General features: G+C 66.7%; 8 protein-coding genes and 2 pseudogenes. 1 reads left to right on the forward strand and 9 read right to left on the reverse strand.

Going from position 1 to position 18,896, the window contains the following annotated elements:
* Positions 1-2: 2 nt before the first annotated feature.
* From G6N54_RS14160 to G6N54_RS14175, 4 genes and pseudogenes are all read right to left on the reverse strand, one after another.
* Positions 3-3,953, reverse strand: a complete 3,951-nt coding sequence (locus tag G6N54_RS14160; RefSeq protein ID WP_163790677.1) for a DNA-directed RNA polymerase subunit beta' — start codon at positions 3,951-3,953, stop codon at positions 3-5.
* Between the two features lie 59 nt (positions 3,954-4,012).
* A complete protein-coding gene (rpoB, locus tag G6N54_RS14165; protein WP_372513214.1) occupies positions 4,013-7,495 on the reverse strand; it encodes a DNA-directed RNA polymerase subunit beta in 3,483 nt (1,160 codons plus the stop codon).
* A gap of 439 nt (positions 7,496-7,934) precedes the next feature.
* Positions 7,935-8,945: an ABC transporter ATP-binding protein gene (locus tag G6N54_RS14170; RefSeq protein WP_163790678.1), complete on the reverse strand. Its 1,011-nt coding sequence runs from the start codon at positions 8,943-8,945 to the stop codon at positions 7,935-7,937.
* 173 nt (positions 8,946-9,118) lie between these two features.
* Positions 9,119-10,644, reverse strand: a pseudogene (locus G6N54_RS14175) (carotenoid oxygenase family protein).
* A 95-nt stretch (positions 10,645-10,739) separates the two neighbouring features.
* On the opposite strand from G6N54_RS14175, the gene G6N54_RS14180 reads away from it, so the two are divergent.
* Entirely contained in the window at positions 10,740-11,411 is a 672-nt protein-coding gene (locus tag G6N54_RS14180) for a TetR/AcrR family transcriptional regulator (protein WP_163790679.1), read from the forward strand.
* A 63-nt stretch (positions 11,412-11,474) separates the two neighbouring features.
* On the opposite strand, the gene rplL is transcribed toward G6N54_RS14180, so the two are convergent.
* From rplL to G6N54_RS14205, 5 genes and pseudogenes are all read right to left on the reverse strand, one after another.
* Entirely contained in the window at positions 11,475-11,870 is a 396-nt protein-coding gene (rplL, locus tag G6N54_RS14185; protein WP_163790680.1) for a 50S ribosomal protein L7/L12, read from the reverse strand.
* A 33-nt stretch (positions 11,871-11,903) separates the two neighbouring features.
* Positions 11,904-12,527 (reverse strand): 50S ribosomal protein L10, encoded by a 624-nt coding sequence (gene rplJ / locus G6N54_RS14190; protein WP_163790681.1) that lies wholly within the window; start codon positions 12,525-12,527, stop codon positions 11,904-11,906.
* A 455-nt stretch (positions 12,528-12,982) separates the two neighbouring features.
* Positions 12,983-13,888, reverse strand: a complete 906-nt coding sequence (locus G6N54_RS14195) for an ROK family protein (protein ID WP_163790682.1) — start codon at positions 13,886-13,888, stop codon at positions 12,983-12,985.
* 6 nt (positions 13,889-13,894) lie between these two features.
* Complete coding sequence (locus tag G6N54_RS14200) at positions 13,895-14,512, reverse strand: DUF7158 domain-containing protein (RefSeq protein WP_163790683.1); 618 nt, start codon at positions 14,510-14,512, stop codon at positions 13,895-13,897.
* A pseudogene (locus tag G6N54_RS14205) lies at positions 14,509-18,698 on the reverse strand (glycoside hydrolase family 38 N-terminal domain-containing protein). The gene G6N54_RS14200 and the pseudogene G6N54_RS14205 overlap by 4 nt, the downstream one beginning before the upstream one ends.
* Positions 18,699-18,896 lie beyond the last annotated feature (198 nt).

An 18,896-nucleotide genomic window follows, 5' to 3' on the forward strand; every position in this document is an offset into this window, starting at 1 on the left:
AACTAGCGGTAGTCGCTGTATCCGTAGTCGTCCAACGGAACTGCAGCACCGGTGGCCTGACCGAAGTCCGGGCTGTAGTACTGATCCTCGTAGGACGGGATCGTGTACGCCGCGGCGCGGGCCTCCTCGGTCGGCTGAACCTGGATGTTGCGGTACCGGTTGATTCCGGTACCGGCCGGGATCAGCTTTCCGATGATCACGTTCTCCTTCAGACCGTTGAGCTTGTCGCTGCGGCAGTTGATCGCCGCATCGGTCAAGACTCGCGTGGTCTCTTGGAACGACGCCGCACTCAGCCACGAGTCGGTGGCCAGCGACGCCTTCGTGATACCCATCAGCACCGGACGCCCGGCCGCGGGCTCGCCGCCCTCGGCCACCACCCGACGGTTCTCCGACTCGAAGCCGGCACGCTCGATCAGCGAGCCGGGCAGGAACTCCGTCGAGCCCGAGTCGATGATGGTGACGCGGCGCAGCATCTGGCGAACGATCACCTCGATGTGCTTGTCGTGGATCGACACACCCTGAGCGCGGTAGACCTCCTGGACCTCGCGGACCAAGTGGATCTGCACCTCGCGGGGGCCCTGCACGCGCAGCACCTCGTGCGGATCGGCCGAGCCTTCCATCAGCTGCTGGCCGACCTCGACGTGGTCACCGTCGGAAAGCACTCGCTCGGAACCGTCTTCGTGCTTGAACACACGCAGCCGCTGCCGCTTGGAGAGCTTGTCGTAGACCACTTCCTCCCCGCCATCGTCGGGAACGATGGTGATCTTGTAGAAGCGCTCGCCGTCCTCGAGCTGAACCCGCCCGGTGACGTCGGCGATCGGCGCCTTGCCGCGCGGCACCCGAGCCTCGAACAGCTCCTGGACACGCGGCAGACCGCCGGTGATGTCCTCACCGACACCACCCTGGTGGAAGGTACGCATGGTCAGCTGCGTGCCCGGCTCACCGATGGACTGCGCGGCCACGATACCGACGGCCTCGCCGATGTCGACCAGCTTGCCGGTCGCCATCGAACGCCCGTAGCAGGTCGCACACACACCGGTACCGGTGGTACACGTCAGCACCGAACGCACCTTGATCTGCGTGATTCCCGCGGCCAGCAAGGCCTCGATCGACGGGTCGCCCAGGTCCTCACCACGCGCGACGACGACGTTACCGGCCTCGTCGACCGCGTCGGCGCCCAAAGTCCGTGCGTACGCCGAGGTTTCGATGTACGGGTCACGGATCAAGGTGCCATCGGGCTGACGCTCGGCCAGCTCGACGATGATGCCGCGCTCGGTCTCGCAGTCGTGCTCACGGACGATGACGTCCTGTGACACGTCCACCAGACGACGAGTCAGGTAACCCGAGTCGGCAGTACGCAACGCGGTGTCGGCCAAGCCCTTTCGAGCGCCGTGCGTGTTGATGAAGTACTCCAGCACGGTCAGGCCCTCGCGGAACGACGACTTGACCGGACGCGGGATGAACTCACCCTTCGGGTTGGTCACCAGGCCCTTCATGCCGGCCAGTGTTCGGGTCTGGGTGAAGTTACCCGTGGCACCCGAGTCGACGATCGTGATGATCGGGTTGTCGGCCGGGTAGTGCTCGCGGAGCGCCTTACCGACCTCGTCGGTGGCTTCCTTCCAGATCTCCACCAGCGCCTCGTTGCGCTCGTCGTGGTTCAAAGCACCACGCTGGAACTGCTTCTCGACCTTGTCGGCCCGGTCCTCGTAGTGGTCGAGGATCTCCTTCTTACGGGGCGGCACCAACACGTCGGCCATCGAGACCGTGACGCCGCTTCGGGTCGCCCAGTAGAAACCGGCGTCCTTGAGCTTGTCGACGGTCTGCGCGACCACGATCATCGGGTAGCGCTCGGCCAGGTCGTTGATGATCGCGGCCTGCACCTTCTTGTGCATCTGCTTGTTCACGAACGGGTAGCCCAGCGGCAGCAGCTCGTTGAACAGCACCCGACCCAGGGTCGTCTCGGCCATCCACGCATCGCCTGGCTGCCAACCGTTCTGGCCGAACAGCTCGGCCTCGATCTCGGCCGGCGGACGCAGCTGCGTCAATCGCACCTTGATCTGAGCCCGCACCGAGAGCAACCCGCGGTCGGAGGCCATGATCGCCTCGGCCGGCGACGAGTAGACGCCCTGCTCCGGCTGGTCGTTGGCGGCCGCACGGTATTCGCCTTCGGCGCCAGCCACCTCGGTGGTCAGGTAGTACAGCCCAGTCACCATGTCGAGTCGCGGCATGGCCAACGGGCGGCCTGACGCGGGCGACAGGATGTTGTTCGACGACAGCATCAGGATGCGAGCCTCGGCCTGCGCCTCGGCACTCAGCGGCAGGTGCACCGCCATCTGGTCACCGTCGAAGTCGGCGTTGAACGCCTCACACACCAACGGGTGCAGCTGAATGGCCTTGCCCTCCACCAGCATTGGCTCGAAGGCCTGAATGCCCAGTCGGTGCAGGGTGGGCGCGCGGTTCAGCAGAACCGGGTGCTCGGCGATGACCTCTTCGAGCACGTCCCACACCTGGGGACGCTGGCGCTCGACCATGCGCTTGGCGCTCTTGATGTTCTGCGCGTGGTTGAGGTCGACCAGCCGCTTCATCACGAACGGCTTGAACAGCTCCAGCGCCATCAGCTTGGGCAGACCGCACTGGTGCAGCTTGAGCTGCGGGCCGACCACGATGACCGAACGGCCCGAGTAGTCGACACGCTTACCGAGCAGGTTCTGACGGAACCGGCCCTGCTTACCCTTGAGCAAGTCGCTCAACGACTTCAGCGGACGGTTACCCGGCCCGGTCACCGGACGGCCGCGGCGGCCGTTGTCGAACAGCGCGTCAACGGACTCCTGCAGCATCCGCTTCTCGTTGTTGACGATGATCTCGGGCGCACCGAGGTCGATCAGCCTCTTGAGACGGTTGTTGCGGTTGATCACGCGGCGGTACAGGTCGTTCAGGTCGGACGTGGCGAACCGGCCACCGTCGAGCTGCACCATCGGGCGCAGCTCCGGCGGGATCACCGGCACCGCGTCGAGCACCATGCCCATCGGCGAGTTGCCCGACTGCTGGAAAGCCGCGACGACCTTCAGACGCTTCAGAGCACGAAGCTTCTTCTGCCCCTTGCCGTTTCGGATGACGTCACGCAGGATGTCGGCCTCGGCGTCGATGTCGAAGTTCTCGATCAGCTTCTGGATCGACTCCGCGCCCATGGCCCCGGTGAAGTACTCGCCGTAGCGGTCGACGAGCTCGCGGTACAGGTTCTCGTCGACGATCAGCTGCTTGGGAGCCAGCTTGGTGAACGTCGTCCAGATGTCCTCGAGACGGTCCAACTCGCGCTGGGCCCGGTCGCGCAGCTGGCGCATCTCACGCTCGCCACTATCCCGAACCTTGCGCCGCGCATCGGCTTTCGCGCCCTCGGCCTCCAGCTCGGCCAGGTCGGCCTCGAGCTTCTGGGCACGGGCCTCCAGGTCGGCGTCGCGCTGATCTTCAACAGCTTTGCGCTCCACCACCATTTCGGCCTCGAGCGTGGACAGCTCGTTATGCCGCATCTCGTCGTCGACCCCGACGATAACGTAGGCGGCGAAGTAGATGATCTTCTCGAGATCCTTCGGCGCCAGGTCGAGCAGGTATCCGAGGCGCGACGGCACGCCCTTGAAGTACCAGATGTGCGTGACCGGTGCGGCCAGCTCGATGTGGCCCATCCGCTCGCGACGCACCTTGGCGCGAGTCACCTCGACACCACAGCGCTCGCAGATGATGCCCTTGAAGCGCACGCGCTTGTACTTGCCGCAGTAGCACTCCCAGTCGTGAGTCGGTCCGAAGATCTTCTCGCAGAACAGGCCGTCCTTCTCGGGCTTGAGCGTGCGGTAGTTGATCGTCTCCGGCTTCTTGACCTCGCCGTAGGACCACTGACGGATGTCCTCAGCGGTGGCCAGGCCAATACGGAGTTCATCGAAGAAGTTGACGTCTAGCACGTAACTCCCTTTCCCCTTGCGGGACTAGAAACTAATTAGCGCCGTGGCTTTCGCCACGATCAGGCCAGATCCTCGACGGACGCAGATTCGTTGCGGGACAGGTTGATTCCCAGGTTCGCGGCGGCGCGCTCCAAGTCTTCGTCCTCGCCCTCGCGCAGTTCGATCGCCGCACCATCCGACGACAGAACCTCGACGTTGAGGCACAGCGACTGCAGTTCCTTGAGCAACACCTTGAAGGACTCGGGAATACCCGGCTCCGGGATGTTCTCGCCCTTGACGATCGCCTCGTACACCTTGACCCGGCCGACGGTGTCGTCGGACTTGATGGTCAACAGCTCCTGCAGCGTGTACGCGGCGCCGTAGGCCTGCATGGCCCAGCACTCCATCTCACCGAATCGCTGCCCACCGAACTGCGCCTTACCACCCAACGGCTGCTGGGTGATCATCGAGTACGGACCGGTGGAACGGGCGTGGATCTTGTCGTCCACCAGGTGGTGCAGCTTCATGATGTACATGTAGCCGACGGTCACCGGGTACGGGAACGGCTCGCCACTGCGGCCATCGAACAGCCTTGCCTTGCCGTCCGCATTCACCATCACGTCGCCGTCGCGGTTGGGCAGCGTGCAGGACAGCAGACCTTGCAGCTCCTCCTCCTTGGCACCGTCGAACACCGGGGTCGACACCGTCTGGTCGGGCTGCGCGTGCCGCAGGCCCTCCGGCAGGTTCGCCGCCCACTCGGGCGTGCCCTCGATGTTCCAGCCGGCCTTGGCGACCCACCCGAGGTGGGTTTCCAGGATCTGGCCGATGTTCATACGTCGCGGCACACCGTGGGTGTTCAGGATGATGTCGACGGGCGTGCCGTCCGGCATGAACGGCATGTCTTCGACCGGCAGGATCTTGCCGATGACGCCCTTGTTGCCGTGGCGTCCGGCGAGCTTGTCGCCGTCGGAGATCTTGCGCTTCTGGGCCACGTAGACGCGGACCAGCTCGTTGACACCGGCAGGCAGTTCGTCGTCGTCCTCGCGGGAGAACACCCGAATGCCGATCACCTTGCCGGACTCGCCGTGCGGCACCTTCAGCGAGGTGTCGCGGACCTCGCGGGCCTTCTCACCGAAGATCGCCCGCAGCAGCCGCTCCTCCGGCGTCAGCTCGGTCTCACCCTTCGGCGTGACCTTGCCGACCAGGATGTCGCCGTCACGAACCTCGGCACCGATGCGCACGATGCCACGCTCGTCCAGGCCGGCGAGCACCTCGTCGGAGACGTTCGGAATGTCCCGGGTGATCTCCTCGGCGCCCAGCTTGGTGTCGCGGGCATCGATCTCGTGCTCCTCGATGTGGATCGAGGTGAGCACGTCCTCTTCAACCAGGCGGTTGGAGAGGATGATCGCGTCCTCGTAGTTGTGGCCTTCCCACGGCATGACCGCCACCAGCAGGTTCTTGCCGAGCGCCATCTCACCGTTTTCGGTGCAGGGACCGTCGGCGATCACCTGGCCGGCCTCGACCCGGTCTCCCGCGTCGACGATCGGCGACTGGTTGGCACAGGTGCCGTGGTTGGACCGCGCGAACTTGCGCATCCGGTAGGTGTGCCGGGTGCCGTCGTCGGCCATCACGGTTATGTAGTCGGCGGACACCTCCTCGATCACCCCAGCCTTGTCGGCCACCACCACGTCGCCGGCGTCGATCGCGGCGCGCAGCTCCATACCGGTACCGACCAGCGGCGCCTCGCTGCGCACCAGCGGTACCGCCTGGCGCTGCATGTTGGCACCCATCAGGGCACGGTTGGCGTCGTCGTGCTCGAGGAACGGAATCATGGCCGTGGCCACCGACACCATCTGGCGCGGCGACACGTCCATGTAGTCCACCTCGGACGACGGGACGTACTCGACCTCGCCCGCCTTCCGGCGAACCAGAACACGCGACTCTTCGAACCGGCCGCTCGCGTCGATCGGCGAGTTGGCCTGAGCCACGACGTGGCGGTCCTCCTCGTCCGCGGTCAGGTACTGGATCTCGTCGCTGACCACACCGTCGACCACCTTGCGGTACGGCGTCTCGATGAACCCGAACGGGTTGACCCGCGCGTACACCGACAGCGAACCGATCAGACCGATGTTCGGACCCTCAGGGGTCTCGATCGGACACATCCGGCCGTAGTGCGACGGGTGCACGTCACGGACCTCGAGGCCCGCGCGCTCGCGCGACAGACCGCCCGGCCCCAGCGCCGACAGGCGGCGCTTGTGGGTGAGCCCGGACAGCGGGTTGTTCTGGTCCATGAACTGCGACAGCTGGCTGGTGCCGAAGAACTCCTTGATCGCGGCGACGACCGGCCGGATGTTGATAAGGGTCTGCGGCGTGATGGCCTCGACGTCCTGCGTGGTCATCCGCTCGCGGACCACCCGCTCCATCCGGGACATACCGACCCGGATCTGGTTCTGGATCAGCTCACCGACGGTGCGCAGACGGCGGTTGCCGAAGTGGTCGATGTCGTCGGTCTCCACCGGAACCTCGGTGCCGCCGGGAACCGTCATCGTCGGCTGGCCCTCGTGCAGGCGCACCAGGTACTCGATGGTCGCGACGACGTCCTCTTCGGTTAGCGTCGACGACGTGATCGGCTCGCCGGCGTTGAGGCCCAGCTTCTTGTTGACCTTGTAGCGGCCGACGCGGGCCAGGTCGTAGCGCTTCTCCTTGAAGAACAGGTTCTCCAGCAGGGTCTGCGCGGACTCCTTGGTCGGCGGCTCGCCCGGACGCAGCTTGCGGTAGATGTCCAGCAGCGCCTCGTCGGTGCCGGCGGTGTTGTCCTTCTCCAGCGTCGACATCATGATCTCGGAGAAGCCGAACCGCTCGTGGATCTGCTCGTTGGTCCAGCCCAGCGCCTTGAGCAGCACGGTGACCGGCTGACGACGCTTGCGGTCGATGCGCACACCGACGGTGTCGCGCTTGTCGACGTCGAACTCCAGCCACGCACCGCGGCTCGGAATCACCTTGACGCTGTGCAGCAGCTTCTCGGTCGACTTGTCGATCGACTCGTCGAAGTACACACCGGGCGACCGGACCAGCTGGCTGACCACGACGCGCTCGGTCCCGTTGATGATGAACGTGCCCTTTTCGGTCATCATCGGGAAGTCACCCATGAAGACCGTCTGGCTCTTGATCTCACCGGTGTTGTTGTTGATGAACTCGGCCGTGACGAACAGCGGAGCCGCGTACGTCATGTCCTTGTCTTTGCACTCGTCCACCGGCGCCTTGACTTCGTCGAAGCGGGGGTCGGAGAACGACAGCGACATCGAGCCCGAGAAGTCCTCGATCGGCGACAACTCGTACAGCACCTCTTCGAGGCCACCGACCGGGTTGACGTCCCCGCGTCCGGAGGCGATCTCGCGCCAACGCGGCGAGCCGATCAACCACTCAAAGGAGTCGGTCTGCACGTCGAGAAGCCCCGGAACCTCAAGCGGTTCGCGGAGCTTGGCGAAAGATACTCGGTCAGGTGCTCCAGGCACGGAGTTGTTAGAAGAGGAATCCGTCTTGCTCTGGCGAGAATCTGCCAAGATGCATCCTTCCAGCACCTCGTGCGACTCACGAGAACCGGGCTCACCGGGCCTGTTCGCCGCAACTTGTTTCGGTTAAGCCGGCGAACGAACTGCCCGAACCTCACGCGCGCAACTAAATAGCTGAGCCGCAGAGACGGCTCAGGCTAAGACCACGGTGTCAGGTGGCGGGCGAGGTGGGCAGGAAGTAGCCAGCACAACGCCCAACAATAGCGCAGGCGCGCGCATTCCTCAACTACCCATCCAAGGGAGTCGACGCTGGCTGGCATCTCGAATTTCCCGTGGGTACATGCTGCCCAACAGATTGACCTGTGCACGCCTATTCGTCAAGAGGAAGGCGCGGCAAGTTGTCGCCGAATTCCTGCGGCCGTCGCTTCCGGTGCGCACGAACAGACCCGACCACGGCAAGGCGCGGTCGGGTCTGGAAATCAGACGATTGTCAGTCGCCGAATTCGTGTGCTTGGTATTTGTGGGTGCCCTCGAGGTCGTCGAGGATGGCGGTTTGCGCCTTCTTGGGCAGGGTGTGCAGCATCTCGCGCACCCGGGCCTGGCGACGGGCCACCCCCTTGCGCTCGGGCATTCCCGGCGTCGCCGTGATCTGCGGCGGCACGCCCTCGATTTCCTCGGTACCACCGGCGTGGTGACCGGCGTCAAGCAGCGCCTGCTCCTCGGCCATGGTCGCCTCGTCCTTTTCCTCCGACATACCGATCGGTCCGATACGCCGACCGTTGAGGAACTGACGCACCACCGGCTCATCGCTGGTCAACAGCACCTCACGCGGACCGAACATGACCAGATGCTTGCGGAACAACATGCCGATGTTGTCCGGCACCGTACGTGCGATGTTGATGTTGTGCGTCACGATCAAGATGGTCGCGTCGATCTGAGCGTTGATGTCCAAAATCAGCTGGCTCAAATACGCGGTACGCACCGGGTCCAGACCGGAGTCCGGCTCGTCACACAAAATGATCTGCGGGTCTAGCACCAGGGCGCGGGCCAGGCCGGCACGCTTGCGCATACCACCGGAGATCTCGCCGGGGAACTTCTTCTCATCACCGCCAAGACCGACCATTTCCAGCTTCTCCATGACGATGTCACGGATCTCGCCTTCCTTCTTCTTCGTGTGCTCACGCAACGGGAAGGCGGTGTTGTCGAACAGGTTCATCGACCCGAACAACGCCCCGTCCTGGAACAACACCCCGAACAGCGTGCGGATCTCGTAGAGCTCCTTAGCCGAACACTCAATGATGTCGGTGCCATCGATGACAATCGAGCCACGCTCCGGACGAAGCAGCCCGATCAATGACTTCAAGAAGACCGACTTACCGGTACCCGACGGGCCCAGCAAAACGCTGACCTCCCCGGCGGGGATATCCAGGGTCACGTCTTCCCAAATCCTCGATGACCCGAAGGACTTGGTCAGACCACTGACCTCGATAGCAACGCCCATAGGGAATCCTTCCGTCGACGCATGCCGCCACCTGCCCCTTTGTGTGGCATGAGTCACTGTAGCGCACCCCCGGGACCACGCAGCACGGTTGCACAGCACCGGAGCGAAAAATTCGCTGACCTGAGACCCACCCCTGCACGCAGGCTAATGCTCCTGGCAGTGACGGTAAAGGGTCAGATTGTCGGAGCCCAGTTGCCGTGGAAGCCCATCGGCACCCGCTGGGGCAGGTGCACGGTCGCGACGGATTCGAGCGTCTGGGCGTCCAACAACAGCAATTGCCCTTCGTCACGGCCCTGGTGGTAGCCGTAGCCCATCAGAACGCCGTCATCCTCGTCACGCTGCGCCGAGCCGTTTGTGGGATTGGGCACAAAGGACATCTCGCCGAGTAAAAGACCCGGTTCCAGCGCCGCGGCCACGCTGGACCCCGTCACGTAGTCGTGCTTGTACAGGGCCGAGGTCATCTCGGTTGCCCCGCCGGAGAGGAAGCCGCCGTCCAGCCCGACGGCGTAGCCGAACCGGTGGCGCGCACCCAGCACCGTCTCGTCGATCCGCGGAAACTCCTGCGGACGATTGTCGCGACGTTCGGTGGCGACCGCCCCGGTGGTCAGGCTGATCGTCCAGCGATCCAGCGTGGGCGGGCTGTCGCCGGGACCGCGCAGGTCGCGGTCGAACATCTTCGCGTAACTACACACGTCGAGCACCAGGACCTCTTCTTTTGTTCGGGGCCCGTCACGCATCTCCGAGTACGCATTGAGCGGGTGAAAGACGTAGCAGGGCTCGACGTCGAACCAGCGCACGTCGTCATTGCCACCCTCGCGGGGCATCACCCCGATGCGCGCCGGATAGCTGTCCTTCCAGCTGTACGGCATCCGATGCATGGGCCGCCGATTGCCGTTGATCGCCGTCATCATCGGGCCGGGAATCCTGACCCGGCCGAGCACCGACTGCAGTACCAGGCGAGCCGGCGAACTGAGCCAGCGCGGCACGTTGGCCGGCGCGACCTGCATCGGGTCGAACGTGACCGGCAGGTCGTAGATCACCACGTACTTGTCGGTCAGCGAGAAGTCGTGCATCATCGGCGACCCGCTCACTTCGATGTCGACAGTGCGCCGGGCGCGGCCGTCCGTGTCGATCACCGAGTACTGCACAGTGCGTCCGCGTCCGAAGCTGTAGGACACCGCGTGCAGTTCGCCGGTGCGCGGATCCCGATGCGGGTGGGCGGTGTAGCCACCGAACAGGGTGCCGTCGAAGTCGCAAGGCCCGGCGGTGTCCAGTTCCTCGGTGAGCTCGTAGTTGGCACCACCGCCCTCAACGAGTGCCAGCGTCTTTCCGGCGTGGGTCAGCACGTTGGTGTTGGGGCTGACCGACAACATCCCGACGCGCGGATTCAGCCCAGGGCGCTCGGGCTCGCCCAGCGCGACGCTCGTCGGTGGGGTGCGGACCCATCGGTTGCGATACCAGCAAGCCTTGCCGTCGCGCAACGCGACCCTTTCACCATCGCATCGCCGGTGAACCAGTGATAGGTGGCCGGGTCGACCTCCGCGGCCGGGTTGGGCCCGTTGCGCAGGTAGCGCCCGTCCAGGTGCTCGGGGATCTGCCCGGTGACGTCGAGGTCGGTCGCGGTCACTTCGGTGTGTACCGGCGCCAGGAAGCCCTCGAGATAGGGGTTTTCGGATTTGACTGTCTGTGTGGAAGTCATGGGCTGAACTCCTATAACGTTGTTATGTCAGCGTTATTGAGACCGTACGCCGGTGATGAGAAGATGGCAAGGCCTCATCAGAGATGGTTGGAGAGATGACGTCGGAAGTTCGGCGCAATGTGCGCGACGAGATGCTGCACGCCGCGGTCGGCCTGCTCGATAGCGAGGGCCCCGATGCCCTGCAGACCCGCAAAGTGGCCAGCGCCGCGGGGACCTCGACGATGGCCGTGTACACCCATTTCGGTGGGATGCGGGGTCTGATCGCCGCGGTCGCCGAGGAGGGGCTAAGTCAGTTCGACGCCGCCCAAACGGTCCCGCAGACCGCCGATCCGGTGGCCGATCTATTCACCGTCGGTAGTGCCTATCGCCGCTACGCGATCGAGCGGCCGCACATGTACCGGCTGATGTTCGGTAGCACCAGCGCGCACGGCATCAACGCACCGGCCGGCAACGTCCTGACGCTGACGGTCGCTGAGATCGAGCAACACGGACACAGCTTCGCGCACGTGGTGCGGGTGGTGCGCCGGTGCATGCTGGACGGCCGGATCACCGTCGGCGGCTCCGACGACGCGGCCGTGGTGGCTACCGCCGCCCAGTTCTGGGCATTGATCCACGGATTCGTGATGCTGGAGCTGGCCGGATGCTACGGCGACGACGGCTCGGCGGTGGCGCCGGTACTCACCGCGATGACTACGAATCTGCTTGTCGCGCTTGGAGACTCCGCGGAGCGGGTGGCGCGGTCGCTGCAGTCGGCGTTTTCCGGCTGAACACACGAAGCCCCCGGGACCTAGATTCACTAGGGTTCCCGGGGGCTTCGTGCGCGAGTTGAACTACTTGACGGTGACGGTCGCGCCGGCGGCCTCGAGCTTGGCCTTGGCCTCGTCGGCAGCTTCCTTGGCGACCTTCTCCAGCAGCGGCTTGGGTGCTCCGTCGACCAGGTCCTTGGCCTCTTTCAGGCCCAGGCCGGAGACGATCTCGCGGACCACCTTGATCACGCCGATCTTCTTGTCGCCGGCGGCCTCGAGGATGACGTCGAACTCCGACTGCTCCTCGGCAGCCTCGGCCGGCGCACCACCGGCGGCAGCGCCACCGGCAGCGGCAACGGCTACCGGAGCGGCCGCGGTGACCTCGAAGGTCTCCTCGAACTTCTTCACGAAGTCCGAGAGCTCGAGCAGGGTCATTTCCTTGAAGACGTCGAGCAGGTCATCGGTGGAGATCTTTGCCATGGTGTGGATCCTTCCTTGTTTCGGTTTGTGGGGTTATTCGGCGTCAGCCGGTGTCTCGGCGGGTGCTTCTGCCTCGGCGGGTGCTTCCGAAGCTGCCGCTTCGGAAGCGGGTTCTGCGGCCGGGGCCGCAGCGGCAGCCGGGTCGGCGGCCTTCTTCTCCTGCAGGGCGGCCGCGAGGCGGGCGAACTGCGAAACCGGCGCGTTGAACAGGCCGGCGGCCTTGGCGAGGTTGCCCTTCATGGCACCGGCCAGCTTGGCCAGCAGCACCTCGCGGGATTCCAGGTCGGCGATGCGCTCGACCTCGGCCACCGTCAGCGGGTGGCCGTCCATGTAGCCACCCTTGATGACCAGCGCCTTGTTGTCCTTGGCAAAGGTCTTGATGGCCTTGGCGGCGTCGACGGGCTCGCCGCTGACGAACGCGATGGCCGTCGGCCCCGCGAACAGCTCGTCGAGACCCTCGATCCCCGCTTCCGACGCGGCGCGCTTGATCAGCGTGTTCTTGGCCACGGTGTAGGTAGCCGAACCCGCCAGCGAGCGGCGCAGCTCGGCCAGGTTGGCGACGGTCAGCCCGCGGTATTCGGTGATGACGGTCGCGGTCGAGGCGCTGAACTGCTCGACAATGTCCGCAACGGCGGTGGCCTTGTCAGCTTTGGCCATGCATACCTCCTCGATGAAACTCAGTGAAAATCGTGTCGTCGGTGATCACCCGAGGAACGACGAACGCCCCGGCGCAGGAAGCGGCACGGGGCGTTGAGATACGCCGGCGTGGGAGCCGGCGGCTACAGCCTCGTCCTCCTGCGTGGGCCGCCGGGATGCTCCCGGACCTTCGACCGATTGCTCGGTGACCGACGGTCTTCGGTGGATCGGCACCAAGGATAGCGGCACAACCCGCCGTCAGCCAAAACGGCGAGCTCGCGCGATATCTCAGCATCAACGGCATCCCCGAGCGGATGCTGATCCGTCACCTGCACGAGCTGGTCGACGCGGGAATCATCGACCGTCACGACATCCGCACCGTGCACTACTCGATTTCCGTACGGCAAGACTGTGGAGCCGGTGCTGGCGAGTTTGTCCTATTGGGTCCGAAAGCACGTGCCTCGCAACGAGGTTGGCTAAGCTCCCGCGAGCCGGGCCGCGCCGACCAGGCCGGCCTGTGCCCCCAGTTCGGCGGGCACCACCCGCAATCCGGCCAGAAAATCCAGCCCCGCATAGTCGGTCAGCGCCGCGCGCAGCGGGTCGAAGAGCAGGCCACCGGACTGGGCCACGCCTCCCCCGATGACGACGAGGTCCAGGTCGCACACCGCCGCCACCGACGCGATCATCATCGCGAGCGCGGTGGCACCCCGGGAAAACGCCCGCAGCGCGACCTCGTCACCGGCCCTCGCCCCGGCGGCCAGCTCGCGGGCGCCGGCGTCCGCCGGTGCCGACCAGCCGTTGGCCCGCGCCCAGCGCACCAGCCACGGCCCGGCGGCAACCGTCTCGACGCAGCCGTGGCCCCCGCACGTGCACGGCTGCCCGTCGCGTTCGACGACCACATGGCCGACGTGCCCGGCATTGCCACTGCGCCCGGTGTAGGGCGCGCCGTTGAGCACCAGGCCACCGCCGACGCCGGTCGACACCACCATGCCCAGCAGGAAGCCCGCACCCCGCCCCGCGCCTTGCCACTGCTCCCCCAGCGCCATGCAGACGCCGTCACCGCCCAGGCGCACCGGCACCCCTGGCACCACGGCCGCCACCCGATCTCGCAGCGGAAAGCGTTGCCAGCCTTGGATATTGATCGGGCTGACGGTTCCGCCGGGCAGATCGATGGGGCCAGCCGAAGCGATGCCCACCGCACTAACCGCACCGCCGGCCTTCGCCAACGCTTCGGCGATCATCGCGGCGACCACGTCCCACACCTGGTCCGCCGAACCGCCCGCCGGGGTGGGCCTTGTCGCGGTGTACACCAGCGCGCCCCCGGAGTCGGCAAGGCCCGCAGCGATTTTCGTGCCACCGATGTCCAGGCAGAGGGTCAGCATGGCCGGTCAGTGCCGATGGGTGTTGTCGGGTTGGCGGGGGTCGCCGGGATGCTCGTAGCCGGGGGCGAGCTCGACCAGTGCGGCCAGTCGCTCGTCCAGCCACAGCCGGAAGGCGCGACGACGTGCCGCAGCCCACAGATGCTCGGTGACCGCGGCGCGCGCCTGCGCCAGCGGCGGCCCGTCACACGACGGCGCGCGCCAGCCGCGGCCGTCGGGTCGCAGCGCGGCGAACCGCAGCGGATTGCGGGCGTGGTAGTCGGCGACCTCGCGATCGCTGACCCGGACCGCGGCGGTTACGTCGACGAACAGCGCGCGCGCCCGCGGATCCGCCAGCGCCGCCGCGGCCACACTGCCGATCTCGAGCCGGGCCGTCACGTCGGGCAGCAGCTCTTCCTCGCCCGGCGCGTCGCCGGTGCTCAATTCGCGGGCGGCCACCTCGGCGACGACGACGCGTTCGGTCACCAGAAGTTGGGTGAGCCAGCGCCGCAGTTGGCGGCCCTCGCTGGTGCCCCGGGCGGGCAGGGCGGCAGCGTGGGGGCCGCCGCGCAATCGCGCCTCGGCCGCGTCGACCTCCTCGACCGCGACGGGCGTGCCCGCGACGGTGGCGACCGGGCGCCCGCTCATGTCACGGTCACCTTTGCCGCCGGCGAGTAGACCAGCCGTCCCGCGCAGCCGAACCGCACCAGAGCCCACCACTGGCCGGGTTCCAGCCAGGCGGGCGGACTGACGTCGAAGCAGAAGTCGACGGTGCCGCGCGCCGGCAGCACTGCGCCGAGCGAGGCCGGGCCAACCCACTCCCAGGTGCCCCAGGGGCTGATCAGATGGGCCTCGGCCGATAGGTCGGACGCGGCATTGCTGCCGATGGTCACCACCAGCCGCGCCGTCTCACCGCGCCCAGCGCGATCTCGTCGGGCCCGTCGACGAGGTAGATCAGATCGGCGTCCTGGCCGGCTCCGACCTCGACGATGGTCACGTCCTCGACCGTCTGACGCCAGGCGGACGGGACACTATCTGCGGTGACGCGCAGCTGCGCCCGGATTGGGTACTGGCCGGGCTCGGCATCGGCCGGGATGACCAGCACCACGTCGGCCTCCCGGTGCTCGCCGCCGCCGAGCGTGAACGGCAGCTCGGCGGGCGTCACCGACCAGCCGTCCGGACCCGCCAGCGCGACGATGCCGTGCAGCTCCGCGTCGGTGCAGTCACTGGCCGCGGTGAGCCGCAGGGTCAGCTCGCCGCCCGGTTCGGCGGTCACTCGCTGCGGATGCAGGTGCGCGACGGCCGGTAGCCCACCCAGCGGTGCGGGCCCGCGATTGTGCAGCCAGTACCGCGCGTACAACGGCTGGGCGACCTCGGCGTCCGGGCCCAGCGCGGCGGGCCCGTCGAATGCCTTGGGCATCTTCAGCCGGGCCAGCACGGTGGCGATCTGGTAGCCGTGCAGCTCGATCGATCGCTCGCGCGTCTGCGGCGTCTCCAGCAGGTCGGCAAGCCGCAGCGCGCTCAGCTTGCCAAGGGTGGAACCGACGCTCACCCGGGTAGCGGCCCCGGTCGTTTCCACGAGGCGCAGCGCTACCTCGCCGGGGTCGACGGGGTCGGCGCGACCGGCCGTCAGCGGGTTCCCGGCCGCCTTGAACGCGCCGACGTGCACGGCGCCGGCGGGCTCGACGCTCAGCAGCGATCCGGTGAGCGCTAAGTTGCCTCGCCGTCGATCCGGGAAGACGGGGTGCAGCGGGTGGGAGAACTGCGCGCTGCGGTTCGGGATCTCGGCGTGCCGCCAGTCGCCGTCGCCGCAGGCGAGCGCGTAGTCGAAATGGTGTGTCCAGTGCTGCAATTGGAAGTTCGAGCCGTCCGGCGCGGTGCGGCGCGGTTCGTCGATCCAGGTGCCGGACGGCCAGCCGGTGCAGGACCGCAACAACGCGGTGTGCAGCGTGCCTTCGCTGTCGACGGCGAAGCTCGGCACGCCGCGATTGAGCAACGCCACGGTACGGGATTCGAAATGTTGGGCACCCCGCGCGGCCCGCTGTTTGACGGCGATCTCGGCATCGTCGAGATCGGCTGCCACCGAATCGATTTCGGCATTGAGGCGCTTCTCGTCGGCGCCATCGATCACCAGGACCGGCAGCGCGCGCACCGCACGCAGGTCGACTCCCGGCACCCAGGCCGCGGTGAGCGACGTCTTCGCGGGCACCCACACCCGGGCCCGACCGCGCTTCGCCAGCTGGCGTTCGAGTTCTTTCGCGTACTCCGGATCGGCCTCGGCCAGCACCGCTTTGGTGAAGGCGTTGCGGTCCGGGCCGCCCAGCGCGATCCGGACGTCGGGCAGATTGGAGTCGACATCGAGGTTGCCGTAGCGCGGTTTGTCGGCACCGGTGCAGGTGGCCGTGACGCCGGCCCGGACCAGCGCGACCATCAGCTCGCGGGCCAGTGGCCCGGACGCCGACTCCGACGGCGACACCACCTCGGCCACCGAGACGGCGCGGATGTCCTTTTTCCCCAATCGAATCCGGGCAGCCGACGACAGCCCGAACCAGCTGTAAGCCGGGTTGTCCAGCGTCCACGGCAGGTGCTCGGTGTCCACGGATTGAGACCCGCCAGAAGTTGTGTGCAGCAGCGCGAACCCGCGGCCCACGACGGCGTCGCCCACTTCGCTGACCGGCATGGCGCCCGGCACCGGACACGGCCAGCGCAGCCGCAACAGGCGGTCCTCGCCGCTGAAGTCGTCGATGGTGGTACGGCAGTCCACCCGATCGACGCCGTTCCACAGCGTCAATGTCTGGGTGTAGCGCAGCAATTCACCGATGCGGCCCCGCACGACCAGCCGCTGACCGAGCGGCCCCCGGTAGGCCCGCACCTGCGCCGGTGATTCCGACGAGCCCACCACCGGCCCCTTGGGCAGCAGGTGCCACGGGCCCTCCCCCTGCGTCGGGTGGGCCGGATAGTCGTCGTACACGGCGAGTTCGTTGCCTAGTCTTCCAGCCGCGATCAGCTCGCGGCCGTCCCGAATCAGCGACGCGACTCCCCCACCCCGGTCCGGGTCGGCCGCCAGCCGGTAGTGCTCATTTTCGATCTGGTGCCCGGGAAACGACTCCCAGCCGGTCGCGTCGTCCGCGGGAACCAATCGATAGGCCCGCCAGCCCAGCGATCCGACGTCGCGGGCCAGCCAGCTGACCGAGTGCCCGTCGTGCTCGACCAGCGCGGGCAGCTCGGCACCGTCGGAGTCGAGCACCCGCGCCCCCGCGGACAGTGGCCGATCGATGCGGGCGGTGACGATGTCGGTGCGCTGGTGGGTCAGCGCGTTCCACACCACGACCGTGTCCGCGGGACCAGCGACCGCACCGGACAGCACGGCCAGGGAGTTGTCGCGGGCGGCGCCACCCAGCTCCCATGCGTCGCGCCAGCCGGTCAGCAGATCGAGGTAGACCCGGTCGGACTCCGAGCCGGTGATCGCGTCGTGGTGCGCGCCGTAGGCCAGCTGGACCCACGCCTTGGCCAACGCGGCATGCGGATACTCGGCGCCGGCCATCAGCGCGGCGAATACCGCGTAGCGCTCGGCGTCCAGCACCGCGTTTTCGGCGGCGCGGTTGGCTTGTTTGGTGTCGATGTAGGAGACGTCCTTGCCGGTGTAGATCGGGTTCATGTCGCGCGTCTGCGGCGACGGCGTCCCGCCCTTTTCGGGACCCCGCTCGTCCAGCTCGGCGCGCACGGCGGCGAAGAACTCCCGCGGCAGCGCGCACACGAAGCGCGGCCACGTGTAGCGGTTGGCCCAGTCGCGATGAATCTCGGTGACCCATTTGTTGGGTGGGGTGTAGTCGGTGCCGACTGGCAGCAGCACGTTGCGGGTCAAGGCGACCTTTTTGAGCTGGTCGAACACCGCATAGGTGGCAGCCTGCGCCTCGCCCAGCGACGCCGACGAGTCCATTCCCCAACCCGCCCCGTAGTGCGCCGGCATGTAGTGAGTGAGCAATCCGCGCCCGGATGGCGAAATCCACTCGAACTCGCTGCAGAACTGCATGCCTTCGACGCCGCCGGAATGGGTCGGTCCCCATTGGTGGTGTGGTCCGCGCGCCCACGAGCTCGACGTCAGCCCGGCATCGGCGGCCATCCCGGGGAACTGCGGGTCGTGGCCGAACACGTCGAGCTGCCACGCGGTGGCCGGATCGGCGCCCAGCACGTCGCGCTGAAAACCAATGCCGTGCACCAGGTTCCGGATCGTCGTCTCCGGGCTGGTGAGATTGGTGTTGGGTTCGTTGTAGGTGCCGCCCATGATTTCGACTCGTCCTTCGGCGATGAAGCGGCGCAGGTCGGCGCGGTCCTCGGGGTGGGTGTCCCAGTATGGCTTGAGGTAATCGACCTCGGCCAGCACGAATTTGTACTCGGGTTCGCGGCGGGCCATTTCCAGGTGCGCGTGTACCAACTCGAAACCGTTGGTCTGCCGTCCTCGCCCCGGCGGGTCTTCGCGCCACTCGCTGGTGTAGGCGCCCTGCGTGTTCCACCAGACCGGGTCGTAGTGGAAATGGCTGACCATGAACATCGTCCAGCCGGGCTCGGCCACGGTGAACTCGAAGTCGACGCTGGCGCCGCCGGCGTGCACCCGCGCGGCGCGGCGCTCGCCGACGACCGGCTTGCGTACGGACACCGGAATCTCGACGGCCTCGTCACCGACCCACGCGCGGGCTTCCCCGGTCAGACCCTCGCCGTCGACGAGTACCGGCGTCGGCTCGGTGATCCCTGCGACGGCGACGCGGGCCAGTTGTATCGGCGTGTCGGGCGGACCAACGAACAGTTCGGTCGACCGCGCCGAAATCAGCTGCATGCGCGCACCTTAACGCGGGGCGGCCCCGTGTCGAAGGTTGGTCTTCGACGTTGGGCACGTACAGGCACGTTTTGACGGAATACGGAATTCGTCGCGATTAACAGCTTTGACATATTGAATCCTTAGTTTGAACAACTCTCAGCACGGAAATACGGGCCCCCGTGTGGTCCTCACGATGGTTCAAACAATGGATCTGGG

Origin of the sequence: Mycobacterium stomatepiae, assembly GCF_010731715.1 — a bacterium.
GTDB classification, from domain to species: Bacteria; Actinomycetota; Actinomycetes; order Mycobacteriales; family Mycobacteriaceae; genus Mycobacterium; species Mycobacterium stomatepiae.

Coding starts and splice junctions, on each gene's coding strand:
- G6N54_RS14170 (WP_163790678.1), bottom strand. CDS start 8,945: ATGGGCGTTGCTATCGAGGTCAGTGGTCTGACCAAGTCCTTCGGGTCA.
- G6N54_RS14180 (WP_163790679.1), top strand. CDS start 10,740: ATGACGTCGGAAGTTCGGCGCAATGTGCGCGACGAGATGCTGCACGCC.
- rplL (WP_163790680.1), bottom strand. CDS start 11,870: ATGGCAAAGATCTCCACCGATGACCTGCTCGACGTCTTCAAGGAAATG.
- rplJ (WP_163790681.1), bottom strand. CDS start 12,527: ATGGCCAAAGCTGACAAGGCCACCGCCGTTGCGGACATTGTCGAGCAG.
- G6N54_RS14195 (WP_163790682.1), bottom strand. CDS start 13,888: ATGCTGACCCTCTGCCTGGACATCGGTGGCACGAAAATCGCTGCGGGC.
- G6N54_RS14200 (WP_163790683.1), bottom strand. CDS start 14,512: ATGAGCGGGCGCCCGGTCGCCACCGTCGCGGGCACGCCCGTCGCGGTC.